This is a genomic window from Stutzerimonas stutzeri (assembly GCF_013522825.1).
GTDB classification, from domain to species: Bacteria; Pseudomonadota; Gammaproteobacteria; order Pseudomonadales; family Pseudomonadaceae; genus Stutzerimonas; species Stutzerimonas stutzeri_AK.
On record NZ_JAAMQZ010000032.1, the window covers coordinates 32,553 to 56,525 of the forward strand.

Sequence of the window (23,973 nt, forward strand, 5' to 3'; positions counted from 1 at the left end):
AGTTCAGTCATCTTCCGTGGAGAGTTGATCGGCGGGCGCGTTCTCTGTCGGTGTGGCGACGCCTTCCATCTGCTGGCGAAGGGAGTCCAGCAACTGCGCTTGCGGATCCGGTTGCTCCGCTGGCATGGCCTCTTCACTGTAGTCCGTCATGGCGGAGGCGGAGCGCGTGCTGGGGAAATGCAAGCTCTCGATTCGACCCTCGCGCAGCACCTCGATCCTGTCTGGGTGAACGCTGTGCAGACTCAGGCCGGGTTCAAGTTCTTCGCCGATCCTGTAGAGCTGTGGTAGCTGGCCCGCCCGCTGGATGATGGCTGTGGAGCGTTGAGGGTCGGCATGCACGAAGCTGCCATGCAGGGCGAGTTCGGAGCCGGAAAAGGTGCTGGTGTGGGCCTGTTCGGGTGGTGCTCCGAACAGGCTTTCCATACGCTGGATATCCGGCGCGACGCCTGCTGGCTGGCTGTTGCCGGCGACCGGTGCGGGTGGTGTGCGTTCAAGCTGCAGCCAGTCATTGATGCGGCCTGCGAGGTAGAGGCCGAACAGCACGACGATAACCGCGCTCGCGATCAGCGGCGCGTGCCGGTTTGCCTTGTGCAGTGCCGTAGGGAAAGCCAAGCCGGGCGCTCCGTAAGCCGGATTGTGACAACCCATGCCAGGCAGCCGGGTGCGAGACCGCGCTGACGCTGGAAGAGGCGTGCGGGCATTGCTGGCAATCGAGAGCGAATAGAGGGAACGCTGAAGGTGCTGGCCATGCCAGTGCAACTGACTGTTTTTCCGGCAAAAGGTGCCCGATACAGGGTGAATCCCGGCGGTGATTGCAAAAGGCCGTTGTTTTGAATAAAAAAATCGGTCGGGCTGTTGACTTGGTTCGGGTGGATGCGTAAATTGCGCGCCTCACAAGGTGATAGCCAGTTGCAACAGCTGACTGGTCTTGTGAAACGGACGCAAGTCCGACCGACGCGCAGCGGTAGTTCAGTCGGTTAGAATACCGGCCTGTCACGCCGGGGGTCGCGGGTTCGAGTCCCGTCCGCTGCGCCATATTCGCTTTCTCACGCAAGTGTTGGAAGCTACGAAAAAGCGACCTTCGGGTCGCTTTTTTCGTTTTCCACTTCCCCCATTCATGCCTCTCTGCCTTCGACGGATCGGCGCCTGCGGTGCACCCTTGCCGTTTTCCGCTGTCAGTAATGCCTAGGTGGCTCACTGACGAGGGGGATGGCAATGTTTGGTTTGGAAGCGCTTGAGCTTGCGCGTATCCAGTTCGCTTTCACCATTTCCTTTCACATCATCTTTCCGGCGATCACCATCGGGCTGGCAAGTTTTCTCGCTGTGCTGGAAGGCTTGTGGCTGAAGACCCGGCATGAGGTGTACCGCGACCTCTATCACTTCTGGCTGAAGATATTCGCCGTCAACTTCGGCATGGGCGTGGTCTCCGGCATCGTCATGGCGTATCAGTTCGGGACCAACTGGAGCGCCTTTTCGGAGTTCGCCGGCAGTGTGACCGGGCCGCTGCTGGCGTATGAAGTGCTGACCGCGTTCTTTCTCGAAGCGGGTTTTCTGGGCGTCATGCTGTTCGGCTGGAATCGCGTCGGGCCGGGGCTGCATTTCTTTTCCACGGTGATGGTGGCGGTCGGAACGCTGATTTCCACCTTCTGGATTCTGGCCTCCAACAGCTGGATGCACACCCCGCAGGGGCACGAGATCATCGATGGCATCGTGGTGCCGGTGGACTGGTTCGCGATCATCTTTAACCCCTCGTTTCCCTATCGTCTGACGCACATGGCGATTGCCGCGTTTCTCGCCACGGCCTTCATGGTGGGCGCTTCGGCGGCCTGGCATCTGTTGCGTGGCAACGACAACCCGGCCATCCGCAAGATGCTCTCGATGGCGATGTGGATGGCGCTGATCGTGGCACCGATTCAGGTCTTGGTCGGCGATTTCCACGGCCTCAACACGCTGGAGCACCAGCCCGCGAAGATCGCTGCGATGGAGGGGCACTGGGATAACTCCTCGGGTGAGCCGACCCCCCTGTTGCTGTTTGGCTGGCCGGACATGGAGCGGGAAGAGACCCGCTTCAAGGTGGAGATTCCTTACCTGGGCAGCCTGATTCTCAAACACAGCCTGACCGAGCCGATTCCAGCGCTGAAGGATTTTCCTCCCGAAGACCGGCCCAATTCGACCATCGTGTTCTGGACGTTCCGGATCATGGTCGCGCTGGGCCTGCTGATGATCGTGACCGGCGTGTGGAGCTTCTGGCTGCGGCGACGCGGCAGGCTGTTCGAGTCGCGGCCCTTTCTGCGGTTGGCGCTGTACATGGGGCCGTCCGGGCTTATCGCGATACTGGCCGGCTGGTTCACCACCGAGATCGGGCGACAGCCCTGGGTGATCTATGGGCTGATGCGCACTGCCGATGGCGTTTCCAGCCACAGTGCCGAACAGCTGGGACTGACGCTGGCGCTGTTCGTGCTGATCTACTTCGCGGTGTTCGGCGTCGGTTTCGTCTATGTGCTGCGCCTGATCGGCAAGGGGCCGGTGCCACACCAAGGCAAGAGCACGGGCACTGGCGGACCGGGTGAACAACGCACACCGGCCAGGCCTATCTCGGCTGCGGATGAGGCGATTGGCCATGAGCAGGGCGACCAACTGGGCGAGAGGAATTGAGCATGGGTATCGATCTTTCGCTGATCTGGGCCGTGATCATCATCTTCGGCATCATGATGTACGTGGTGATGGATGGCTTCGACCTGGGCATCGGCATTCTTTTTCCCTTTCTGGCCGATAGCTCCGAACGCGATGTGGCCATGAATACCGTGGCGCCGGTCTGGGATGGTAACGAAACCTGGCTGGTACTCGGTGGGGCGGGGCTGTTCGCGGCCTTTCCGCTGGCTTACTCGGTGGTGTTGTCGGCGCTCTACCTGCCGATCATCTTCATGCTCATGGGGCTGATCTTTCGTGGGGTCGCCTTCGAGTTCCGTTTCAAGGCGAGTGCCGCCCGCCAGCATGTCTGGGACAAGGCATTTGTCGGTGGCTCGCTGGTGGCGACGTTCTTTCAGGGGGTCGCGCTGGGAGCCTTCATTCACGGTTTTCCGGTCGTGGATCGCGCCTATGCCGGCGGCCCGCTGGACTGGCTGACGCCGTTCTCGGTGTTCTGCGGCATTGCGCTGATCGTCGCCTATGCCTTGCTGGGCTGTACCTGGTTGATCATGAAGACCGCCGGTGACCTGCAGAAGCGCATGCACGATATCGGCATTCCGTTGGTCTGGGCGGTGCTGGCCGTGACCGGGGTGGTGAGCCTGTGGACGCCCCTGACACATCCAGACATCGCCGAGCGCTGGTTCAGCATGCCGAACCTGATCTTCTTCATGCCGGTGCCGATCCTGGTGCTGCTCTGTACCTTCGGGCTGCTGCGCTCTATCGCGCGCTACGCTCACTATTCGCCGTTCCTGTACACCCTGGCGCTGATCTTCCTGGGCTACAGCGGGCTTGGCATCAGCCTCTGGCCGAACATCATCCCGCCCTCGGTGAGCATCTGGGAAGCCGCCGCGCCGCCCCAGAGCCAGGGCTTCACGCTGGTAGGGGCGTTGCTGATCATTCCGCTGATCCTGATGTACACCGCATGGAGCTATTACGTGTTTCGCGGCAAGGTCAGCGCCGAGGATGGCTATCACTGATCTGCCCCATGATGGAGCCTCGTATGCCGGAAAAACACTCCAATGGTGCAAAGCCGCTATGGCAGCGCATGGCCTGGCTGGTAACGATCTGGTGCGCCAGTGTGCTGGCGCTGGGTGTGCTGGCCTGGTTGCTGCGTCAGTTCATGACGGCTGCCGGGCTTACTGCGCCGTGAGCGAATCATGTTTCTGTCATGAAGGTTGGTCAGGATGGCATGGACCTTGTTAGTACCAAGACGACCAACTTGGAGGAATCCACTATGGATGATTATCTTGACGAACTTCTCGAATGGCACGCGGCTGAGCAGGATGGGCCGGAGCCGGCTGAGGATGCCTTCGAGCTGTGAGTTCACTCGGCGCGCCGCTGTGTGCGTCGATAGTCACCGGGCGTCTGCCCGCTCCAGCGCTTGAAGGCGCGCTGGAAGGCTTCGGCTGAAGAGAAGCCGAGCAACCAGGCGATTTCGCCGAATGCCAGTTCGGTATCGCGAATGTAGGCCATCGCCAGGTCGCGGCGGGTGTCGTTGAGAATGGCGCGGTAGCTGCTGCCTTCCTCGGTCAGCCGGCGGCGCAGCGTCCAGGGCGGCAATTGCAGGCGCTGGGCGATCTGCTGCAGATCCGGCTCCTGCCCCTTGAGCATCTGCGCCAGTATCTGTGCGACTCGCTCGCGCAGGCTGGTGGTGCGGGTGCGTTGCTCCAGGGCCGCTTCGCACAGCTCCAGCAGCTGCTGCCAGGTGCCGGGGCAGTGTTCCGGGTTGCGTCGGGCGAGGGCAGCCTTGTCCAGCCGCAGCTGGTTGTGTTCGCTGGCGAAGAGCACGGGCTGCGCGAAAAAGGCCTCGTGGCGGGCGGCGTAATCGGGGCGTTCGAACTCGATCTGTACCGCACTCGGCTGCAGCGGGCAGTCTGCCACAGCGCTCAGCTGGGTGATCCAACTGGCCAGTACGGTATCCACCACGAAGCGGTTGTAGCTGTTGTAGGGGCTGATGGAATAGAAGCGCAGCCAGGCACCTTCGGCATCCTCGTGAAACTCCGATGCGCCGCGATAGTTGGAGGCATACAGCAGCTCGTAGCGGATCAGGGCTCGCGCCGCTTCACGTACGGTGGGTGCCTGGGTCGCGGCGATGCCGGCCAGTCCCAGGTGGCCGGCCTTGCGCAGTCGGCCCATTTCCAGTCCCAGCGCCGGGTCGCCGGTCAGTTGCATGGCGGCATGACCGAGGCGCATGTAGCGCGGAATGGATAGCCGCGCATGAGGCTCGGCCAGCCGTGCGGCGTCCAGGCCATAGGCTTCCAGCAAAGGCCGCGGGTCGATCTGCCTTTCCCGCAGGGCGCTGTCCAGGCTATGCACGAAGCCCACCGAGAGATCGCCGAGGCGTATGCGTGGCTGCTTCATGGCCGCTCCGGCAGCCAGAGATTGTGCAACTGGACCGGCTCGCCAGAGGTACGCTGTGCCGGCTTTCGCGGTGAACCGAGCAGGTTCCAGGGCAGCCCAAGGGTGCGCACGGCCATGCGCGGCAGGTTCGTATCCTGCGGTTCTAGGGGCACGCAGGCGTTCGCTTCCCGCTCATCGACGCCCGGCAGGGCGAGCAGTTCGGTGGTGGCGGGCAGGCTGCGCGTGTAGCCGTCGCAACCGAGCAGTACCGCCAGGCGTCCCGCCGGGGTATGCAGCAGCGTGACCTCCTGGCTTTCGGGGGCCTGGCTGTAGCGGCGTTCATAACGGCTGAGGGCCGTCTTGTAGTGCAGTGGCCCGATGGGCTCGCCAGCAGGCGTAAAGACCAGGCTGACCTGCCGCAGGGGGCCTGTACCGGCCTTCAGTCGGCCCGCTTGCAGCTGGGGTTCGGGCAGCACGATGGAGCCGGCCACCAGCGTTACACCGTATTCCCTTGCCAGACCGGCGAAGATGCGCTGGTAGTCCTCGGCCATCTGTGGCGCCTTGATACGCAACACCGCTTCGGTGCGGCGATCTTCGCTGGTGTTGTCGAACAGGGCACGCAAATAGTCCCAGGGATTGCTCAGGGCCATCCATTGCATCGCATCGCGCAGGGTTCGTGCCTGCTGGACTTCGGGTTTTTCACCCAGGGCGAACAGACCCGTGCCTACATGCTCGGGCAGTACGACGATGGTCCGGGGGCCGATCAGGCCGGCGTCGCGGGCCTGATCGAGGTAGGTGGCGAACTTCATATGCAGGCGTTCGCGGCTCTGGTAATCGGCGGGCAGCAGACGGGTTTCGATCCCCAGCAGGTTGCCCGCTGCTCCTGGCAGCCCCTGGCTGCTGATCGGCAGTGTGCGCAGGTCCGACAACAGCGGCCCGCTGCGCCGGTCGTCAGTCCAGTTCAGATAGACCACCAGCGCGGCTAAGGCGAGTACGGTCAGGATAAGCAGCTTGGTACGCAGACGCATTGGATCAGGGCTTTTCAGTGAAGGGGATACGGCGAGCCTAGGCACTTGCCTGGCGATTGCCAAGCCTTCCGGCTCGATTGGGTCAGGCAGTTGTCAGTTTCGATCATTGAGCCTGTGGCTGTGGCTGTTTATCTTCGTTGCATGGCGACCATGCCCCGAGAGTCTGGCGCCCCAACCGTTGGCTTCTGGCACGAGAGCACGTGCCCTTGATGAGGAATGAACATGAGTGCCTTCCCGCACCTGCTGGCCCCGCTGGACCTGGGCTTCACCACGCTGCGCAACCGCGTTCTGATGGGCTCGATGCACACCGGCCTCGAGGAAATGCCCAATGGCTTCGAGCGCATGGCGGCGTTTTTTGCCGAGCGCGCGCGGGGTGGTGTCGGCCTCATCGTCACTGGCGGCGTTGGCCCCAACGAGGAAGGTTCGGTCCGGGCCGGCGCGGCCAAACTCTCCACCCCGGAGGAGGCCGAAGAACACAGGGTCGTTACCCAGGCGGTACACGAAGCCGGCGGCAAGATTTGCCTGCAGATTCTTCATGCCGGTCGCTACGCCTACAGCCCCAAGCTCGTCGCGCCCAGTGCCATCCAGGCGCCGATCAACCCCTTCAAGCCGCGCGAGCTGGACGAGGCGGGTATCGAGAAGCAGATCCAGGACTTCGTCAATTGCGCCAGCCTGGCGAAGGAGGCCGGCTATGACGGCGTCGAGATCATGGGCTCGGAAGGCTACTTCATCAACCAGTTTCTGGTCGCCCACACCAACCATCGCACCGACCGCTGGGGCGGTAGCTACGAGAACCGCATGCGCCTGCCGCTGGAAATCGTGCGCCGCGTGCGTGAAGCGGTAGGCCCCGAGTTCATCATCATCTATCGCCTGTCGATGCTCGATCTGGTGGAAACCGGTAGCACCTGGGATGAGGTGGTGGTGCTGGCCAAGGCCATCGAGCAGGCCGGCGCGACCATCATCAACACCGGTATCGGCTGGCATGAGGCGCGTATCCCGACCATCGCCACCAAGGTGCCGCGCGCGGCATTCACCAAGGTGACGGCCAGGCTGCGTGGCGAGGTCGGCATTCCGCTGATCACCACCAACCGCATCAATACCCCGGAAGTCGCCGAGCAGGTGCTGGCCGAAGGCGATGCCGACATGGTGTCCATGGCGCGGCCCTTCCTTGCCGACCCGGAGTTCGTCAACAAGGCCGCCGCCGGTCGCAGCGATGCCATCAACACCTGCATCGGCTGCAACCAGGCCTGCCTGGATCACACCTTCAGCGGCAAGCTGACCAGCTGCCTGGTCAACCCCCGCGCCTGTCATGAAACCGAGCTGAACTACATCCCTGTCGCTGCAGCGAAGAAGATCGCCGTCGTCGGCGCTGGTCCGGCCGGGCTGTCGGCGGCCAGTGTCGCTGCCGAACGTGGCCATCAGGTGACCCTGTTCGACTCGGCCAGCGAAATCGGCGGCCAGTTCAATGTCGCCAAGCGTGTGCCGGGCAAGGAAGAGTTCTTCGAGACCCTGCGCTATTTCGACGGCAAGCTCGAGCGATCCGGCGTCGATCTGCGCCTGAACACCCGCGTCGGCGCAGGTGATCTGCTGGCCGGCGGCTACGACGAAATCATCCTCGCCACCGGCATCGTGCCGCGCACACCGGAGATACCGGGTATCGGGCATCCGAAGGTGATCAGCTACCTCGATGCGATTCTCCAGCGCAAGCCCGTGGGCCAGCGCGTGGCGGTGATCGGCGCCGGTGGTATCGGTTTCGATGTCAGCGAATTCATCACCCACGATGGCCAGTCCACCAGCCTGGACCGTGAGGCGTTCTGGAAGGAGTGGGGTATCGACCTGGGCCTGCAGGCCCGGGGCGGCGTTGCGGGCGTCCAGCCGATGCCGCAGGCTCCGGCGCGTCAGGTATATCTGCTGCAGCGCAAGAAATCCAAGGTTGGCAGCGGCCTGGGCAAGACCACCGGCTGGATTCACCGCACCGGACTGAAAAACAAGCAGGTACAGATGATCAACTCGGTGGAGTACCTGAAGATCGATGACGAGGGCCTGCATATCTCCATCGCCGGTGGCGAACCGCAGGTGTTGCCGGTGGACACCGTCATTGTCTGCGCCGGACAGGACCCCTTGCGTGAGCTGCAGGCCGAGCTTGAGCAGGGCGGCCTCAAGGTGCATTTGATCGGCGGCGCGGATGTCGCCGCAGAACTGGACGCCAAGCGTGCGATCGACCAGGGCTCGCGTCTGGCCGCTGCCTTGTAGAAGCCACTTCAAGCCACGAGCTTCATGCCTGCGCGGCCTTCAATCGAAGGCGGCAGGCACTGGTTTGCCGGTTGTTGGCAGGCTGGCATCCCGATTCGATCACAGTTTGTGACCGTCCATCTGCCGGCAGCCCCCGTTGCCCGGGTGCCTGCCAACCCAGTCACATTGCCGGTTGCGGCTTTTCCCCTACACTTGTCGGGCATGGGATGGCGACCGTACGCAGTCGCTGCCTCACATATTCACTGCCCCACCGAGCTGTTGAGGATGCCAAGCATGCAGAACAAACCGCAGACGGTCGAAGCCGTTCTGTTCTTCAACGATGCCGGTGTCTGCAAGGAAATGCTCTATCCCGAATTCGAGGCCATGCTCGATGGTGTGGTGACCATGCCCGAATTCGCCGACCAGCAGATGCGTGTCGTCTATGCGCTGGTCAATGCACGCCTGCAGATACGCGCGGCAGTGTTCTTTTATCTCGATTTCAACGAAGACGGTTCGGCGGACAGTGGCTGGAACATTCCGCTGCGCAGCCTGGCCGAGCGCACCGGGCGCGGGCCGGACCTGGGTGCCGGGCCGATTCGCCTGGCCTGTCGCAGCCAGTGTCCGGTTGCCTGGCACCAGATGCACCTGTGGGACCCCGAACTGACTCAGGCGCGAAATCATCTGCTCATGCTGCGTGATCGCATCAGGCGCAACCAGCTGGGTTTGCTGGTCGAGGAGGAAATACCGCAGGCAGTTGCCGCCGAGCGCCTGCAGGTGGTCGCCGAGGAAACCTGGTACGCCGCAGATTCCGCCAAGGTGCGGCGGGACGAAAAACTCGAACAGGAACAGCGACTCAAGGCTGCGCAACTGATCAAGCAGCAGCGGTTGCGTATCGCCAGCCTCGAACGCCAGCGTGAAATGGAACTCGGCAAGCTGCGTGAGCTGGCCGTTCAGCAGCAAGGCAAGCTGCAGCAGGAAAACGCCCGGTTGCGCCATGACCTGCTCGAACAGGAACAGGTCGTCGCCCGCCTGCGTGCGGAACTCGCGGCGCAGGCCGAGGGTTTCCAGAGTATGCGTGAGGAAATGAGCCGACAATTGCGCGCTCTGGAGCGCAACAGTCGGGCTGAAGCCGAGGATGCGCGGATGCAGTTCGACAGCGAGATGCAGGCTCAGGTGGCGGCAGCCGTGGCCGAGGCTCAGGAACAGATCGCCATACGCGATGTCGAGCTGGCCTATCGCAATGAGCTCGATGCCCAGTTGCAGGAAGAAATCGAACAGTTGCGCAAGCTATGCCAGACGCTCACCGAAAGCGGCAGCGAGCGGGTGCTGGCGCGGCTGTCGAAGCTTGGTGTGCTGTTCGTCGCCTATCATCCGGGCGCCGGTCACCTGACCATCCCGCTGCAGGATCTGACGCGTTATCAGCACAGTCCGCTGGCCTATGCCGCCGCCAAGTGTGGTGTCTCAGAGGAGCAGTACCGCCAGTGGGTGGAGCATTATCAGCAGCCGAGCTGCGTGGCGATGCTACCAAGCGGCGAGCGTTGCAACATGCCGCTGGACAAGGTGGATTCGCCCAGCCGCTTTGCCATCGGCGAGTCCAACTGCTGCGCCAGGCATCGCTCGCAGGAGCGCTTGCGTACCGGTAGCTGAGTCTTGTTATCCATACCATCCCTTGCCGATGTCCCGGATGCGCCACTGCAGCCAGTCGAGCTGCCCTGGCTGCATCAAGCGGGCGTGCAACTGGCCATTCTGCGTCTGGACCAGATCGACCCGGAGCTTTCCGGCAACAAGTGGTTCAAGCTTGCCCATCATCTGGAGGCGGCGCGTAACGCCGGCGCGCGCGGCCTGATCAGCCTCGGCGGGCCTCACTCCAATCACCTGCATGCCCTGGCTGCCGCTGGCAAGCGCTTCGGTCTGGCTACGGTCGGCCTGTTGCGCGGCACTGCGCAGACGACTCCGACTATCGATGACCTGCAAGGCTTCGGCATGCAGCTGCACTGGCTGGGGTATGGCGGTTATCGCGAGCGTCACCGGTCTGACTTTTTCGAACCCTGGCTGGAGCGCTACCCCGGTTACTACTGTGTGCCCGAAGGCGGCGGCGGGTTGTCCGGCGCCCTGGGCTGCACGCCGCTGGTGTCTTATGCACAGAAGCAGCTGATGGCGCTGGGCTGGGATGACTATGACGGCTGGTGGCTTGCTGCGGGCACCGGCACGACTCTGGCCGGGCTGGTGATCGGTGAACAGGGAGGGGGCGAGCATCCGGTTCACGGTGCTTTGGCGGGGCCTGCTGCGCACGGTGTTGCAGAGGAAGTCGGCAGGCTGCTGGGCGACGCGGGGATGACGAATCACGGCTACCGGCTGATCGATGCGAGTCGCGGTGGCTTCGGGCGTTTTGATGCGGAACTTGCGCACTTCATGACCGAAACCGAACACGCGACCGGCCTGCCGCTGGAGCCGGTCTATACGGCGAAAGCGATGATGGCGTTACGCCGTTGCGTGCTGGACGATTACTTCGCCAGGGGGGCGCGAATCATCTTCGTGCACACCGGTGGCCTGCAGGGCCGAAGGGCCGCTCAGGCATCGCTGGACAAGCTGTTGCGCTGATCTGAAAACCCCATGGCTGTGCCGAGCGCAGCGGTCGGGTCTCAGCCCAGCACCCAGCCCATGATCCCGCCGGCCAGTACCACCAGCCAGGGCGGTAGCTTCCAGAGCATCAGCGCCGCCAGGGCGATCAGGCCCAGGGTAAAGTCCTTCAGACCGTGAATGGCACTGGTCCAGACCGGATCGTAGAGGGCCGCCAATAGTAAGCCGACGACCGCGGCATTCACGCCGGCCAGGGCCGCCTGTATGCGCCAGTTGGCGCGCAGCCGCTCCCAGAATGGCATGACGCCGAAGACCAGCAGGAATGAAGGCACGAAGATGGCGAAGAGGCACAGGGCTGCGTTCAGCACAGGTCCGTTGCCGCCAGCCATGGAGCCGCCGAGGAAGGCCGAAAAGGTGAATAACGGACCCGGCACGGCCTGGGCCGCACCATAACCGGCGAGGAAGACGTCATTGCCGACCCAGCCACTGGGTACCACTTCGGCCTGCAGCAGCGGCAGCACCACGTGACCGCCACCGAACACCAGCGCGCCGGCGCGGTAGAAGGCATCCAGCAGAGCCAGTGCCTGGCTGCTCGAAGCGGCGGCCAGCATGGGCAGGACAGCCAGCAGAGCAAAGAACGAAGCCAGCGCCATTACGCCGATCAGGTTGCGGGTACGCGGCTGCAAGGGTGTGGCGGTGACGGGCGTTGCGGGACGAAACAGCATCAGGCCGATGAGTCCGGCCAGGGCGATCACGCCCAGCTGTGCCCATGCACCGGGCAGGGCAAGAATTGCAAGGGCGGCGATCAGCGCCATCGCGATACGCAGAGCGTCTGTGCAGAGGCTGCGTGCCATGCCCCATACCGCCTGGGCCACGACCGCCACCGCGACGATCTTCAGGCCGTGCAGGACGCCTTGCGGCAGGCCATTGCCCCAGCTGGCGATGCCCAGTGCGAACAATAGAAGCGCTATTGCCGAGGGTAGGGTGAAACCGGCCCAGGCGGCTATGGAACCACCGTAACCGCCGCGCAGCAGGCCGATGGCGATGCCCACCTGGCTGCTGGATGGGCCGGGCAGGAACTGGCAGAGCGCGACCAGATCGGCATAGTTGCGTTCGTCGAGCCATTGGCGGCGGTGGACTAACTCCTCGCGAAAATAGCCAATATGGGCAACCGGGCCACCAAAGGAGGTCAGGCCCAGGCGCAGGAAGACCAGAAAGATGCTCCAGGCGCTTGAAGAGTGAGGGCTGTGCGAGGTGTTGGTGAGCGGGGGCATCTGTAGACCGGTGCAGTGGCAGGTGTTCAGTATGCAACAGGCAGATGACAGGCGTATTTGGGCCAGTTCAATCAGGCCAGTTATCAGGTACTAGAAACAGGCGCTCCCGCTCAGTCCAGTACGCCTCGGCATTGGCTTCGAGGCGCACCAGCAGCCAGGGCTGCGAGCGGGTCGGGGTGGTATTGACCCAGTTGTCGAAGTCCGACGGCTGCCAGACCGCAGCGCTCTCCAGCTGTGCCGGCGCCAGCCAGGCATGGCGAGGCAGGGGCTGCCAGCGTGTTTCCTGATCGCGCTGCGGGTGGTTGCGGGCAAAATCGGGCCAGTCGCGCTGGCGCAACCAGCGCCCGCTCAGGTGCGTGGTATTGGCGCCTACGGGTGAGACCCGGACTTCGCCACAGGGCTGGAACAGATAGCCGCCGAGCCAGAACGCACTGTCGATTGCGCAACAGGTGAGCTCACTGAGGATGCTACGGGCGCAGGGGGTGGAGCACAGCTGCAGTTGATGCGCGCAGAGGCGCTGCAGCTTGAGGGACAGCCGATCATGGCTGCCGGGGCCGAGCCAGTGATCGTGTCGGCTGCGGTCGCCGTTTTCCAGCCCCAGGTAGAACTTCACCGCCAGTTCCAGATGATGCACACCTTCGGCGTCGCGGAAGATCAGGTCGAGTTCGCCAAGCGTCTGGCCGTCCTGGCGGATCGGCAGGTTGGCGCCCAGCAGTTCGATATCTGGCGCCTGGCTTAGCGCGAATTGCCAGAGGCGCTCGTAATACAGCCCCAGCCGACGATTGCTGCGCTGTTCGAGCCAGGCGCGCAGCACCGCCGGCTGAGCGTCCAGCAGGTGCAGCCAGCCGGCCAGCTCATCGGGATTGCTGGCCCAGCGGCTGGCCGTGAGCGGATGTCGCTGCGGTGCAGGCGTGTTGCTCAGCAGCGGCGGTGAGAGCAGCGTCCAGGCGAGATCCCGCACCTGTGGGTGCAAGAGTCCGGGCAGCAGTTCGGCAAGGCTGGGCAGGTTCATGCAGCAAGCATAGCCCAGGGTGGGTCGATGCTCCGGCGCACGCACTCGGCAGATAGACTCTGGGTCCGTTTGCCGCCCCTTGCGCCTTTCACCCATAATCGTTCACCGCACTGCGGCGCGAGCAGCCCGCCACCACCCGCCACCTCTGTCCGTCAGGGAGCCTCAATGGATCAGTTCCGCAATATCGGCATCATCGGCCGCCTGGGCAGCTCCCAGGTGCTGGATACCATCCGCCGGCTGAAGAAATTTCTCGTGGAGCGCCATCTGCACGTGATTCTCGAAGAGAACATTGCCGAGGTGCTGCCGGGGCACGGCATGCAGACTTCCTCACGGCAGCGGCTGGGCGAATCCTGCGACCTGGTGATTGTGGTGGGCGGCGACGGCAGCCTGCTCGGTGCGGCGCGGGCCATGGCCAAGCATCGCGTGCCGGTGCTGGGAATCAACCGGGGCAGCCTGGGCTTTCTCACCGATATCCGTCCTGACGAGCTGGAAGAGAAGGTGGCCGAAGTGCTCAGCGGGCAGTACACGCTGGAGAACCGCTTCCTGCTGGAAGCCCAGGTGCGACGCTTCGAGGAGTCCATCGGCGAGGGCGATGCGCTCAATGACGTGGTGCTGCATCCGGGCAAGTCGACTCGGATGATCGAATTCGAACTGTATATCGACGGTCAGTTCGTCTGCTCGCAGAAGGCCGACGGCCTGATCGTCGCGACGCCCACCGGCTCCACGGCCTACTCGCTTTCCGCTGGCGGGCCGATCATGCATCCGCGCCTGGATGCCATCGTCATCGTGCCGATGTATCCGCATACGCTGTCCAGTCGGCCCATCGTGGTCGATGGCAACAGCGAGCTGAAGATCGTGGTGTCGCCGAACATGCAGATCTACCCGCAGGTCTCCTGTGATGGGCAGAACCATTTCACCTGTGCCCCCGGTGACACCGTGACGGTGCGCAAGAAGCCGCAGAAGCTGCACTTGATCCACCCGCTGGGCCACAACTACTACGAGGTCTGCCGTACCAAGCTGGGCTGGGGCAGTCGCCTCGGTGGAGGCGAATAGTGATTGTCGATCCGGACCGTAGCTACGACCTGATCGGGGACGTACACGGTTGCGCCCGTACCCTGGCGCGCCTGCTCGATCAGCTCGGCTATCGGCAGCAAGGCGGTATCTGGCGGCACAGGCGTCGGCAGGTGATCTTTCTCGGCGACATCATCGACCGTGGCCCGCGCATCCGTGAGGCATTGCATCTGGTGCATGGCATGGTCGAGGGGGGGCAGGCCCATTGCATCATGGGCAATCATGAGTTCAACGCGCTGGGCTGGTATGCCGAGGCGCCAGCGGAAAGCGGCCAGAAATTCGTGCGTGAACACACGCCGCGCTATGCCATGCTGCTGCAACAGACCTTCGAGCAGTTCGAGCGTTATCCAGAAGAGTGGCAGGCTTTTCGCGAGTGGTTCATGGAGTTGCCGTTGTTCCTGCACAGCGAGCGCTTCCGCGTGGTGCATGCATGCTGGGACAACGCGGTGATCGATCAGCTGCGCCAGCGCCTGCCGCAGGGCCGGATCGATGCCGAGTTTCTGCGGGAGGCGGCCTTCTCCAAGGGGTTCGCCGCCAAGGCGCTGGATCGTCTGTTGCGCGGCACCGACATGCCGCTGCCGGAGGGCCTGACGCTGACCAGCGCCGAGGGCTTTACGCGCAATTTCTTTCGCACCAAGTTCTGGGAAGAAAATCCCAAGACCTATGGCGACATTGTCTTCCAGCCCGATGGCCTGCCGGAAAAAGCGGCCTGTCTGCCGCTCAGCGAGAGTCAGAAGAGTCGCCTGTTTCTCTATGGCCCCGATGAGCCGCTGCTGTTCGTCGGTCACTACTGGCGCAGCGGGCAGCCGGCGCCGATCCGTCACAACCTGGCCTGCCTGGACTACAGCGCGGTGAAGAACGACAAGCTGGTGGCTTATCGGCTCGATCAGGAAACCCTGCTCGATCCGGCGAAATTCTTCTGGGTGAACGTGGAGCGCTAGATGTCCGCAGTCGAGGCCTTGCGCCTGCCGTTGTCGGTTGATTTGAGCGGTTTCGTCGCGCTGCTGCGACGGCTGCAGGTGCCGTGTCGCGTCAGCGAAGAAGCGGGCGAGCAGGTGCTGCGCGTGCCGGCGGAAACCGCCGAGCAGGTGCGCGAGTTGTACCAGCGTTATCCCCAGGGCGATCAGACCGTGGTGCTCGAACAGCCGCCAAGCCGGCGCGGTGGCTTCGTTGCGAGCCTGCGCCGCAGCCCTCTGACCGCGGCGATGCTACTGCTCACGCTGGTGGCGGCGGCGGTGACGATGCTGGGCGACAACTTCGCTGCCATCCGTTGGCTCAATTTCAGCGATTTTCATATCGAGGGCGAGTACGCCTATTTCGCCACCCTGGAACAGACCCTGGCGACGCATCAGTGGTGGCGGCTGATCACACCGATCTTCGTCCACTTCGGCTTTCTGCATCTGGCGATGAACTCGATGTGGTACTGGGAGCTGGGACGGCGCATCGAGTATCGCCAGGGCGCGCTGATGTTGCTCGGGCTGACGCTGCTCTTCGCGCTGGTGTCCAACACCAGCCAGTATGTGTTCGGCGGCCCCGGCATCTTCGGCGGCCTGTCCGGCGTGCTTTACGGACTGCTGGGCCATTGCTGGCTGTTCCAGAAACTGGCACCGGACGAAGCCTACCGTCTGCCTTCGGGCGTGGTGGTGCTGATGCTGATCTGGCTGGTGGTGTGCCTGACCGGAGCCATCGAGGTGCTCAGCTTCGGTACTCTGGCCATCGCCAATGCGGCGCATGTCGGTGGGCTGGTAGCGGGTTGCGTCACCGGCATCATCGGCGGCTTGCTGACGCGTAAATAAAACGATGCTGGCATCCACCGTCGTGCGCTTCCGTAGGTCGAATTAGCCGAAGGCGTAATCCGACGATCCGCAGGCGTAATCCGACGATGCGTGGCACAAATCCTTGCGAACGACCTCGACCCCGCCTGCTAAAGCATGACCCGACGGCCTGGCTTCCAGCTTCCGGCTGCCAGTTCCGCTAGAATGCCCATTTTCACCGGGAGCAGGCCATGTCGTCCTTTATCGAAGCCATCGAAAACATCACCCCCGAAATCTATGAAAACCTCAAGCTTGCCGTCGAACTGGGCAAGTGGGGCGATGGGCGCAAGCTGACCGTCGAGCAGAAGGAAACCTGCTTGGCGGCAATGATCGCCTGGGAAATGCAGAACCTTCCCGAAGAGCAGCGCACCGGCTACCTGGGTGGCCAGGAATGCGGCTCCAAGAGCAAGAACAAGGCGCCCATCGATACCAGTCTGTTCGCTCCCGCTTCAGGGACCCGTCACTGATGGTTGAATTGGGACGCGGCGCACTGAGCAAGATGTCCGTGCAGCTCGAAACCGGCGTGCCGGCGCAGTACGCCTTTCGCCTGAACGACGAACGGGTGCCGGTCAATCCTCTGCTCGGCAAGACCCTGCGACTGGAATATCTCGGCGCGATCAACTGCACCCATTGCGGGCGCAAGACCAACAAGAGTTTCAGCCAGGGCTACTGCTACCCCTGTTTCAAGAAGCTGCCGCAGTGCGACGTCTGCATCATGAGCCCGGAAAAGTGCCATCATGATTTCGGCACCTGCCGCGACCCGCAGTGGGGCATGGACTTCTGCATGACCGACCATGTGGTCTACCTGGCCAATTCGTCCGGCATCAAGGTGGGCATCACCCGCGCCACGCAGTTGCCGACCCGCTGGCTCGATCAGGGCGCCAGCCAGGCGCTGCCGATCATGCGCGTTGCCACGCGCCAGCAGTCGGGGCTGGTGGAAGACCTGCTGCGTAGCCAGGTCGCCGACCGCACCAACTGGCGTGCGCTGCTCAAGGGTGATGCCGAGGCGATGGATCTGGTGCAGACCCGCGAGCGCATTTTCGATGCCTGTGCCGAGGGTTTGCAGGCGTTGCAGCAGCGCTTCGGTCTGCAGGCGATCCAGCCAGTGGCCGATGCCGAAGTCGTCGAGATCCGTTATCCGGTGGACGCCTATCCGACCAAGATCGTCAGCCTGGACCTGGAGAAGACTCCGATGGTCGAGGGCACGCTCAAGGGCATCAAGGGTCAATATCTGATCCTCGATACCGGCGTGATCAACATCCGCAAGTTCACCGCTTATCAGTTAGCCATCAGCTGCACGGCATAAGCTGCAAGCTGACGCAATCCTACTTGCAGCCTGAAGCTCGCCGCTTGCCGCTGCCCAGAAGAGGTCCAACCCATGCGTACCGAACAACCGAAAGTCATTCATCTCAAGGATTATCAGGTACCGGCGTACCTGATCGATGAAACCCACCTGACCTTCGAGCTGTATGAGGACCGCACTCTGGTGCATGCCCAGCTGGTGATGCGCCGCAACCCCGAGGCCGGTGCCGGCTTGCCGCCGCTGGAGCTGCATGGTCAGGATCTGGAACTGCTGTCGCTATCACTCAACGACCGCGAGCTGGGCGCCGGCGACTACCAGATCGGCGAAGAAATCCTGACGCTGCAACCCGACAGTGAACAGTTCACCCTCGACAGCAGCGTGGTCATCCACCCGGAAACCAATACCGCGCTGGAGGGCCTCTACAAATCCGGCAAGATGTTCTGCACCCAGTGCGAGGCCGAGGGCTTTCGCAAGATCACCTGGTACCTCGACCGCCCGGACGTGATGAGCATCTTCACCACAACGGTCAGCGCCGACAAGCAGCGCTATCCGATCCTGCTGTCCAACGGCAACCCGATTGCCAGCGGCAGCGAAGACGATGGCCGCCACTGGGCGACCTGGGAAGACCCGTTCAAGAAGCCGGCCTATCTGTTTGCGCTGGTGGCTGGCGATCTCTGGTGCGTCGAGGACAGCTTCACCACCCTGAGCGGGCGTGACGTGGCGCTGCGCATCTATGTCGAGCCGGAAAACATCGACAAGTGCCAGCACGCCATGGACAGCCTGAAGAAGTCGATGAAATGGGACGAGGAGGCCTATGGTCGTGAATACGATCTGGACATCTTCATGATCGTCGCCGTCAACGACTTCAACATGGGGGCGATGGAAAACAAGGGCCTCAACATCTTCAACTCCAGCGCCGTGCTGGCCCGCGCCGAAACCGCCACCGACGCCGCGCACCAGCGTGTCGAGGCCATCGTCGCTCACGAGTATTTCCACAACTGGTCGGGCAACCGCGTGACCTGCCGCGACTGGTTCCAGCTGTCGCTCAAGGAAGGCTTCACCGTCCTGCGCGATGCACAGTTCAGCGCCGACATGAACTCGGCGACCGTCAAGCGCATCGAGGACGTGGCCTACCTGCGCACCCACCAGTTCGCCGAAGATGCCGGCCCCATGGCCCATTCGGTGCGCCCCGAATCCTTCATGGAAATTTCCAACTTCTACACCCTGACCGTCTACGAGAAGGGCGCGGAAGTGGTGCGCATGATCCAGACGCTGCTGGGCAAGGAAGGCTTCCGCAAGGGCTGCGACCTGTATTTCGAGCGTCACGATGGCCAGGCGGTGACGGTGGATGACTTCGTCAAGGCCATGGAAGACGCCAACGGCGCCGACCTCAGCCAGTTCAAGCGCTGGTACAGCCAGGCCGGCACGCCGCGCCTGACGGTCAGCGAGCGTTATGACGAGGCCGCGCACACCTACACCCTGAACTTCCGCCAGAGCTGCCCGCCGACACCCGGCCAGGACAGCAAGGAGCCCTTCGTCATTCCGGTGGAACTGGGCCTGCTGGCCGCCGATGGTTCGCAGATGCCGCTGCGCCTGCACGGCGAGGCTGCACCGGTCGGCACCAGCCGTGTGCTGGCCGTGACCGAAGCCGAGCAGAGCTTCACGTTCGTCGATATCGCCGAGCGCCCGCTGCCGTCGCTGCTGCGAGACTTCTCGGCTCCGGTGAAGCTGGAGTTTCCCTACAGCCGCGACCAGCTGATGTTCCTCATGCAGCATGATTCCGACGGCTTCAACCGCTGGGAGGCCGGCCAGCAACTGTCGGTGCAGGTGCTGCAGGAACTGATCGGCCAGCATCAGCGCGGCGAGCCGCTGGCGATGGACGAGCGCCTGACCGGGGCGTTGCGCAGTCTGCTGCAGGACGAAACCCTCGACCCGGCGATGGTGGCCGAAATGCTCTCGCTGCCCAGCGAAGCCTATCTCACCGAAATCAGCGAAGTGGCCGATGTCGACGCCATCCACGCCGCACGCGAATTCGCCCGGCGCGAACTGGGCAGCCGACTGTTCGAGCCGCTCTACCAGCGCTACATGACTCATCGCGAAGTCTCGCGGCAGACGCCCTACGTAGCCTCGGCGGAACACTTCGCCCGCCGCGCGCTGCAGAACATCGCGCTGGCCTACCTGATGTTCAGCGAGCGTTCGGATATCCTCTCGCTATGCCTGGATCAGTTCGACACCGCCGACAACATGACCGAGCGTCTGTCGGCGCTGGCTTCGCTGATCAACTCGCCGTTCGAAGAGAAGCGCGCGCTGGCGCTGCAGACCTTCGCCGAGCACTTCAGGGACAACCCGCTGGTGATGGACCAGTGGTTCAGCGTGCAGGCGGCCAGTCCGTTGCCCGGCGGCCTGGAGCGCGTGCAGGCGCTGATGCAGCATCCGGCCTTCACCCTGAAGAACCCCAACAAGGTACGCGCGCTGATCGGCGCCTTCGCCGGCCAGAACCTGGTCAACTTCCACCGCGCCGATGGCAGCGGCTACCGCTTCCTGGCCGATCAGGTCATCACGCTGAATGCCATGAACCCGCAAATTGCCTCGCGCCTGCTCGGGCCGCTGACCCGCTGGCGCAAGTACGACAGCAGCCGCCAGGCGCTGATGAAGGCCGAACTGGAGCGCATCCTGGCCTCCGGCGAGCTGTCCAGCGATGTCTATGAAGTGGTGAGCAAGAGCCTGGCTTGAGGTATCGAGCCGGCTTTTCCAGAAGCCAGTGGGTCATGGCGATGGCTTGCGCAGCATCGCCAGCCGGTGGGTTTCTGGAGCCGGCACCGTCAACCTGATCCGGTCCTGTGATCAGGTCTCGAGAGTTAACAAAAGATAACGTCCCGTCGATTGTAAGTGCTTTCCAAAGCTGGCTAGGATGGCTGCGCCCGTCGTTTGGTTACGGGCCCTTGCTAATAAGAACAAAGGGGATTGTTATGACTGAGCCCGTCTTCTGGCGTGGCCAGGCTGGCCCTGTGCCTGCCGCGTCCTGTAGGCCGAAGCGCAACTGCTTCTCGTCCTTGGTCCGTTTATTTTCGGCATGCAGCCTGTTTGCACTGCTCTGTGGCGGTGCTTCGCTTCATGCACAGCCTGGCGATCCCCAGATTCGCTATTCCATCGAGTCCCCGAAAGCGGCTTCCAGCCTGCTCCTGGACGTAACCCATGCAGGGTCTCGTCTGGTAGTTGCGGGTGACCGGGGCCATATCCTCTACTCCGACGATGGTGGTGCCAGCTGGACCCAGGCGAAGGTGCCCACCCGGCAACTGCTTACCGCCGTCTATTTCACTGATGATCGGCATGGCTGGGCCGTCGGCCACGATGCGTTGATCCTGGCAACCACCGATGGTGGGGAGACCTGGGCACCCCAGTACGAGGATCGTGAGGGCGAAGTGCCTCTGCTTGACGTCTGGTTCGAGAATGCCGAACACGGGCTGGCGGTGGGTGCCTACGGGACGTTGCTGGAAACCCATGACGGTGGTCAGCACTGGGAGGACATCAGGGATCGGCTCGACAATGAAGACGGCTACCACCTGAACGCCATCACCGCGATCAAGGACTCCGGTCTGTTCGTCGTCGGCGAGATGGGTGGAATGTTCCGCTCTCCGGATATGGGGCAGACCTGGGAGCGAGTCGAGTCACCTTATCAGGGCTCGCTGTTCGGCGTGATCAGTGGCAGCGAAGCGGGCCTTGTGGTTGCCTTCGGACTGCGTGGGCACCTGTTCCGTTCGATGGATTTCGGCAGCAGCTGGGAAACGATATCCCTGGGCAACCGCGATAATCCGCTGGAAGCCGGCCTTGCCGACGGCAACGTTCTCGGCGATGGCCGCATGGTGGTTATCGGTCACGGTGGTGTGGTCCTGAGCAGCGATGATCAGGGGCGTTCGTTCGAGATTTACAACCGCCCTGATCGACGCTCCCTGTCCGGTGTCGTGGCCAATGCCCACGGCAACCTGATCCTGGTAGGGCAGAGTGGTGTACGCATCGCTTCGCCGTCGGGCGCGGATCTGCCCAACAAAAACAATAAGCCGGAGCAGCCATGACCAAGCATCAACAGAAACCAGCTTCCTTCCTGGAACGTCTGATTTTCAACAATCGGCCGCTTGTGGTCCTGATCTGCCTGCTTATCAGCGTATTCCTGTTTTATCAGGCCGCGCAGGTACGGCCTTCGACCAGCTTCGAAAAGATGATTCCGTTGGGGCACCCTTATATCCAGAACATGCTCGAGCATCGTGATGATCTGGCCAACCTCGGCAATACGGTGCGTATTTCGGTGGCGGCCAAGGATGGCGACATCTTTTCCAGGGAGTACATGGAAACGCTTCGCCAGATCCATGACGAAATCTTCTATATCCAGGGTGTCGATCGCTCGAACATGAAGTCGCTCTGGAGCTCCAGTGTTCGCTGGACCGAAGTGACCGAGCAGGGCTTCGCTGGCGGTGAAGTGATCCCCCAGACCTACGATGGCTCTGAGGAGAGCCTGGAAGACCTGCGCAATAACATTCTCAAGTCGGGACAGGTCGGGCGTCTGGTCGCTAACAACTTCAAGTCGAGCATCATCGATGTGCCGCTGATGGAGTCCTATTCCGATCCTGAAGATCGCAGCAGACTGATCAACCTCGACTATCAGCAGTTCTCCCATGAACTCGAGGAGAAAATCCGCGACAAGTACCAGACACAGAATCCCAACGTGGAAATCCACATTATCGGTTTCGCCAAGAAGGTTGGCGATCTGATCGATGGGCTGGCGGGCGTGGTGCTGTTCTTCTTCGTCGCCATCGGCATCACGCTGGCGCTTTTGCTGTGGTTCACCCGCTGCGTGAAGAGCACCATCGCGGTGGTGGTGACGACGCTGATCGCGGTGGCATGGCAGCTCGGCCTGCTGCACACCTTGGGTTTCGGTTTGGATCCGTACTCGATGCTGGTGCCGTTCCTGGTGTTCGCCATCGGCATTTCCCACGGCGTGCAGAAAATCAACGGCATTGCCATGGCTTCGGGCGAAACCGACGATCCCCTGATTGCGGCGCGCCTGGCGTTCCGCCAGCTGTTCGTGCCCGGCATGGTGGCGCTGGCTTCCGATGCCGTGGGCTTCGTGACACTCCTGCTGATCGACATCGGGGTGATCCGCGAGCTGGCCATCGGTGCGTCGCTCGGCGTGGCGGTGATCATCCTGACCAACCTGATCCTGCTTCCAGTGGCGATTTCCTACATGGGAATCAGCCAGCGCGCGGTCAAGCAGGCGCGTGAAGACGCCTCGCGCGAACATCCGTTCTGGCGGCTGCTGTCCAATTTCGCCAATCCGGTTGTCGCACCGGTTTCCATCGTGATTGCCCTGCTCGCTGTCGGTGGCGGCCTCTGGTACGGGCAGAACCTGAAGATCGGCGATCTCGACCAGGGTGCCCCGGAACTGCACCCGGACTCGCGCTACAACCTGGATAACGATTTCATCATCAACAATTACTCGACCAGCTCCGATGTGCTGGTGATCATGGTAAAGACGGCGCCCGAGGGCTGTGCCCACTACGACACGCTCGCCGCCATGGATGAGTTGATGTGGAAGATGGAAAACACCGCAGGCGTACAGTCGGCGGTATCGATGGTGACCGTGGCCCGTCAGAGCATCAAGGGTATGAATGAGGGCAGCCTGAAATGGGAAACGCTGTCGCGTAATCAGTTTGTGCTCAACAATTCCATTGCCCGCGCCGAAGGCATGTACAACGGTGATTGCTCGCTGGCTCCGGTATTGGTGTTCCTTAACGACCACAAGGCGGAAACCCTGGATCATGTGGTTTCTGCTGCCAGCGAATTTGCCGAAGCGAACAATCGCGAAGGGCTGGAGTTCGTGCTCGCAGCAGGCAACGCTGGTATCGAGGCGGCGACCAATGAGGTTATCGCGGCATCGGAAACCACCATGTTGATTGCCGTCTATGCGGCGGTGAGCTTCATGTGTCTGCTGACCTTCCGATCAGTCGCGGCAACCCTGTGTGTCATTCTGCCGCTGGTGCTGACGTCCATTCTGGGCAATGCGCTGATGGCGTATATGGGTATCGGGGTGAAAGTGGCGACGCTGCCGGTAATCGCCCTGGGCGTGGGTATCGGCGTGGATTACGGCATCTATATCTACAGCCGTCTCGAAACCTACCTGCGTCAGGGTATGACGCTGCAGGAAGCCTACTACCAGACACTCAAATCGACCGGCAAGGCTGTCATGTTCACCGGTGTGTGCCTGGCAATCGGCGTCTTTACCTGGGTGTTCTCGGCGATCAAGTTCCAGGCGGACATGGGCCTGATGCTGACCTTCATGTTCATCGTCAACATGTTCGGTGCCCTGTGGCTGTTGCCGGCGCTGGCGCGCTTCCTGATCAAGCCGGAGAAACTGGCGGGCAAGACGGGAGGGTCGTTGCTGGCGCATTGATTTTTGGAAGGTTGTTACGAAAGGTCCGCATTTTTGATGCAGGCCTTTTTTGTTGGTGCTGTCCCGTCCTGAATAAGGTTTACACCTTTCCCCCGAGAACCTGGAGACCTCGATGGATCAAGGTGTTAAGCGAACCCAGCGTGATTACTCACTGACTTTTAAATTGGCTGTGGTCGACCAGATCGA

The 23,973-nt window shown here is 62.4% G+C and carries 20 protein-coding genes and 1 tRNA gene; 16 read left to right on the forward strand and 5 right to left on the reverse strand.

The window, feature by feature from the left end; genetic code table 11:
- Positions 1 to 3: 3 nt before the first annotated feature.
- Positions 4 to 612: a type II secretion system protein N gene (locus tag G7020_RS17995; protein WP_258189386.1), complete on the reverse strand. Its 609-nt coding sequence runs from the start codon at positions 610 to 612 to the stop codon at positions 4 to 6.
- Positions 613 to 958: 346 nt separating this feature from the next.
- Between G7020_RS17995 and G7020_RS18000 the strand changes: the two genes are divergently transcribed.
- The 5 genes from G7020_RS18000 (at position 959) to G7020_RS18020 (ending at position 4,009) form a co-directional block, all read left to right on the forward strand.
- Positions 959 to 1,035 (forward strand) — tRNA-Asp (locus tag G7020_RS18000).
- Positions 1,036 to 1,215: 180 nt separating this feature from the next.
- The gene (locus G7020_RS18005) at positions 1,216 to 2,655 is read left to right on the forward strand and encodes a cytochrome ubiquinol oxidase subunit I (protein ID WP_181086514.1); all 1,440 of its coding nucleotides are present in this window, start codon (positions 1,216 to 1,218) and stop codon (positions 2,653 to 2,655) included.
- Between the two features lie 2 nt (positions 2,656 to 2,657).
- The gene (gene cydB / locus G7020_RS18010) at positions 2,658 to 3,665 is read left to right on the forward strand and encodes a cytochrome d ubiquinol oxidase subunit II (protein WP_181086515.1); all 1,008 of its coding nucleotides are present in this window, start codon (positions 2,658 to 2,660) and stop codon (positions 3,663 to 3,665) included.
- Positions 3,666 to 3,688: 23 nt separating this feature from the next.
- Entirely contained in the window at positions 3,689 to 3,838 is a 150-nt protein-coding gene (locus tag G7020_RS18015; protein WP_181086516.1) for a DUF2474 domain-containing protein, read from the forward strand.
- A gap of 18 nt (positions 3,839 to 3,856) precedes the next feature.
- Positions 3,857 to 4,009 (forward strand): hypothetical protein, encoded by a 153-nt coding sequence (locus tag G7020_RS18020; protein WP_181086534.1) that lies wholly within the window; start codon positions 3,857 to 3,859, stop codon positions 4,007 to 4,009.
- Positions 4,010 to 4,011: 2 nt separating this feature from the next.
- Here the strand turns inward: G7020_RS18020 and G7020_RS18025 are convergent, their stop codons facing one another.
- Positions 4,012 to 5,049, reverse strand: a complete 1,038-nt coding sequence (locus tag G7020_RS18025; protein ID WP_181086517.1) for an AraC family transcriptional regulator — start codon at positions 5,047 to 5,049, stop codon at positions 4,012 to 4,014.
- On the reverse strand, positions 5,046 to 6,056 hold the full coding sequence (locus tag G7020_RS18030) for a carbon-nitrogen hydrolase (protein ID WP_181086518.1): 1,011 nt from the start codon (positions 6,054 to 6,056) through the stop codon (positions 5,046 to 5,048). Before G7020_RS18030 ends, G7020_RS18025 begins: the two co-directional genes overlap by 4 nt.
- Before the next feature lie 222 nt (positions 6,057 to 6,278).
- On the opposite strand from G7020_RS18030, the gene G7020_RS18035 reads away from it, so the two are divergent.
- The 3 genes from G7020_RS18035 (at position 6,279) to G7020_RS18045 (ending at position 10,889) form a co-directional block, all read left to right on the forward strand.
- Positions 6,279 to 8,309 carry an NADPH-dependent 2,4-dienoyl-CoA reductase gene (locus tag G7020_RS18035; protein WP_181086519.1) on the forward strand — a complete coding sequence of 677 codons (2,031 nt, stop codon included), beginning with the start codon at positions 6,279 to 6,281 and terminating at the stop codon, positions 8,307 to 8,309.
- A 273-nt stretch (positions 8,310 to 8,582) separates the two neighbouring features.
- The gene (locus G7020_RS18040; RefSeq protein ID WP_181086520.1) at positions 8,583 to 9,935 is read left to right on the forward strand and encodes a chromosome partitioning protein ParA; all 1,353 of its coding nucleotides are present in this window, start codon (positions 8,583 to 8,585) and stop codon (positions 9,933 to 9,935) included.
- Between the two features lie 3 nt (positions 9,936 to 9,938).
- The gene (locus G7020_RS18045) at positions 9,939 to 10,889 is read left to right on the forward strand and encodes a 1-aminocyclopropane-1-carboxylate deaminase/D-cysteine desulfhydrase (protein WP_181086521.1); all 951 of its coding nucleotides are present in this window, start codon (positions 9,939 to 9,941) and stop codon (positions 10,887 to 10,889) included.
- 41 nt (positions 10,890 to 10,930) lie between these two features.
- Here G7020_RS18045 and chrA read toward each other — a convergent pair whose 3' ends face one another.
- Both chrA and G7020_RS18055 read right to left on the reverse strand, forming a co-directional pair.
- Positions 10,931 to 12,142 carry a chromate efflux transporter gene (gene chrA, locus G7020_RS18050; RefSeq protein WP_181086522.1) on the reverse strand — a complete coding sequence of 404 codons (1,212 nt, stop codon included), beginning with the start codon at positions 12,140 to 12,142 and terminating at the stop codon, positions 10,931 to 10,933.
- Between the two features lie 67 nt (positions 12,143 to 12,209).
- Positions 12,210 to 13,154 carry a DUF1853 family protein gene (locus G7020_RS18055; RefSeq protein ID WP_181086523.1) on the reverse strand — a complete coding sequence of 315 codons (945 nt, stop codon included), beginning with the start codon at positions 13,152 to 13,154 and terminating at the stop codon, positions 12,210 to 12,212.
- 165 nt (positions 13,155 to 13,319) lie between these two features.
- Between G7020_RS18055 and G7020_RS18060 the strand changes: the two genes are divergently transcribed.
- The 8 genes from G7020_RS18060 to G7020_RS18095 all read left to right on the forward strand — a co-directional run bounded on the left by G7020_RS18060 (position 13,320) and on the right by G7020_RS18095 (position 23,787).
- The gene (locus G7020_RS18060; protein ID WP_181086524.1) at positions 13,320 to 14,207 is read left to right on the forward strand and encodes an NAD(+) kinase; all 888 of its coding nucleotides are present in this window, start codon (positions 13,320 to 13,322) and stop codon (positions 14,205 to 14,207) included.
- A complete protein-coding gene (locus G7020_RS18065) occupies positions 14,207 to 15,166 on the forward strand; it encodes a metallophosphoesterase (protein ID WP_181086525.1) in 960 nt (319 codons plus the stop codon). The genes G7020_RS18060 and G7020_RS18065 overlap by 1 nt, the downstream gene beginning before the upstream one ends.
- Entirely contained in the window at positions 15,167 to 16,021 is an 855-nt protein-coding gene (locus G7020_RS18070) for a rhomboid family intramembrane serine protease (protein ID WP_181086526.1), read from the forward strand.
- A gap of 209 nt (positions 16,022 to 16,230) precedes the next feature.
- On the forward strand, positions 16,231 to 16,506 hold the full coding sequence (locus G7020_RS18075) for a YeaC family protein (protein ID WP_181086527.1): 276 nt from the start codon (positions 16,231 to 16,233) through the stop codon (positions 16,504 to 16,506).
- Positions 16,506 to 17,345 carry a DUF2797 domain-containing protein gene (locus G7020_RS18080; protein ID WP_181086528.1) on the forward strand — a complete coding sequence of 280 codons (840 nt, stop codon included), beginning with the start codon at positions 16,506 to 16,508 and terminating at the stop codon, positions 17,343 to 17,345. Before G7020_RS18075 ends, G7020_RS18080 begins: the two co-directional genes overlap by 1 nt.
- Before the next feature lie 72 nt (positions 17,346 to 17,417).
- Entirely contained in the window at positions 17,418 to 20,075 is a 2,658-nt protein-coding gene (gene pepN, locus G7020_RS18085; protein ID WP_181086529.1) for an aminopeptidase N, read from the forward strand.
- Between the two features lie 236 nt (positions 20,076 to 20,311).
- Positions 20,312 to 21,415, forward strand: coding sequence for a YCF48-related protein (locus tag G7020_RS18090; RefSeq protein ID WP_181086530.1), 1,104 nt, complete (start codon positions 20,312 to 20,314; stop codon positions 21,413 to 21,415).
- Positions 21,412 to 23,787, forward strand: a complete 2,376-nt coding sequence (locus tag G7020_RS18095) for an efflux RND transporter permease subunit (RefSeq protein ID WP_181086531.1) — start codon at positions 21,412 to 21,414, stop codon at positions 23,785 to 23,787. The genes G7020_RS18090 and G7020_RS18095 overlap by 4 nt, the downstream gene beginning before the upstream one ends.
- The last annotated feature ends 186 nt before the right edge of the window (positions 23,788 to 23,973 follow it).

What these genes read in the sequence shown, in the direction of transcription:
- G7020_RS18005 (WP_181086514.1), top strand. Translation starts at nt 1,216, where the DNA reads ATGTTTGGTTTGGAAGCGCTTGAGCTTGCGCGTATCCAGTTCGCTTTC.
- cydB (WP_181086515.1), top strand. Translation starts at nt 2,658, where the DNA reads ATGGGTATCGATCTTTCGCTGATCTGGGCCGTGATCATCATCTTCGGC.
- G7020_RS18015 (WP_181086516.1), top strand. Translation starts at nt 3,689, where the DNA reads ATGCCGGAAAAACACTCCAATGGTGCAAAGCCGCTATGGCAGCGCATG.
- G7020_RS18020 (WP_181086534.1), top strand. Translation starts at nt 3,857, where the DNA reads ATGAAGGTTGGTCAGGATGGCATGGACCTTGTTAGTACCAAGACGACC.
- G7020_RS18025 (WP_181086517.1), bottom strand. Translation starts at nt 5,049, where the DNA reads ATGAAGCAGCCACGCATACGCCTCGGCGATCTCTCGGTGGGCTTCGTG.
- G7020_RS18030 (WP_181086518.1), bottom strand. Translation starts at nt 6,056, where the DNA reads ATGCGTCTGCGTACCAAGCTGCTTATCCTGACCGTACTCGCCTTAGCC.
- G7020_RS18035 (WP_181086519.1), top strand. Translation starts at nt 6,279, where the DNA reads ATGAGTGCCTTCCCGCACCTGCTGGCCCCGCTGGACCTGGGCTTCACC.
- G7020_RS18040 (WP_181086520.1), top strand. Translation starts at nt 8,583, where the DNA reads ATGCAGAACAAACCGCAGACGGTCGAAGCCGTTCTGTTCTTCAACGAT.
- chrA (WP_181086522.1), bottom strand. Translation starts at nt 12,142, where the DNA reads ATGCCCCCGCTCACCAACACCTCGCACAGCCCTCACTCTTCAAGCGCC.
- G7020_RS18055 (WP_181086523.1), bottom strand. Translation starts at nt 13,154, where the DNA reads ATGAACCTGCCCAGCCTTGCCGAACTGCTGCCCGGACTCTTGCACCCA.
- G7020_RS18060 (WP_181086524.1), top strand. Translation starts at nt 13,320, where the DNA reads ATGGATCAGTTCCGCAATATCGGCATCATCGGCCGCCTGGGCAGCTCC.
- G7020_RS18070 (WP_181086526.1), top strand. Translation starts at nt 15,167, where the DNA reads ATGTCCGCAGTCGAGGCCTTGCGCCTGCCGTTGTCGGTTGATTTGAGC.
- G7020_RS18075 (WP_181086527.1), top strand. Translation starts at nt 16,231, where the DNA reads ATGTCGTCCTTTATCGAAGCCATCGAAAACATCACCCCCGAAATCTAT.
- G7020_RS18080 (WP_181086528.1), top strand. Translation starts at nt 16,506, where the DNA reads ATGGTTGAATTGGGACGCGGCGCACTGAGCAAGATGTCCGTGCAGCTC.
- pepN (WP_181086529.1), top strand. Translation starts at nt 17,418, where the DNA reads ATGCGTACCGAACAACCGAAAGTCATTCATCTCAAGGATTATCAGGTA.
- G7020_RS18090 (WP_181086530.1), top strand. Translation starts at nt 20,312, where the DNA reads ATGACTGAGCCCGTCTTCTGGCGTGGCCAGGCTGGCCCTGTGCCTGCC.
- G7020_RS18095 (WP_181086531.1), top strand. Translation starts at nt 21,412, where the DNA reads ATGACCAAGCATCAACAGAAACCAGCTTCCTTCCTGGAACGTCTGATT.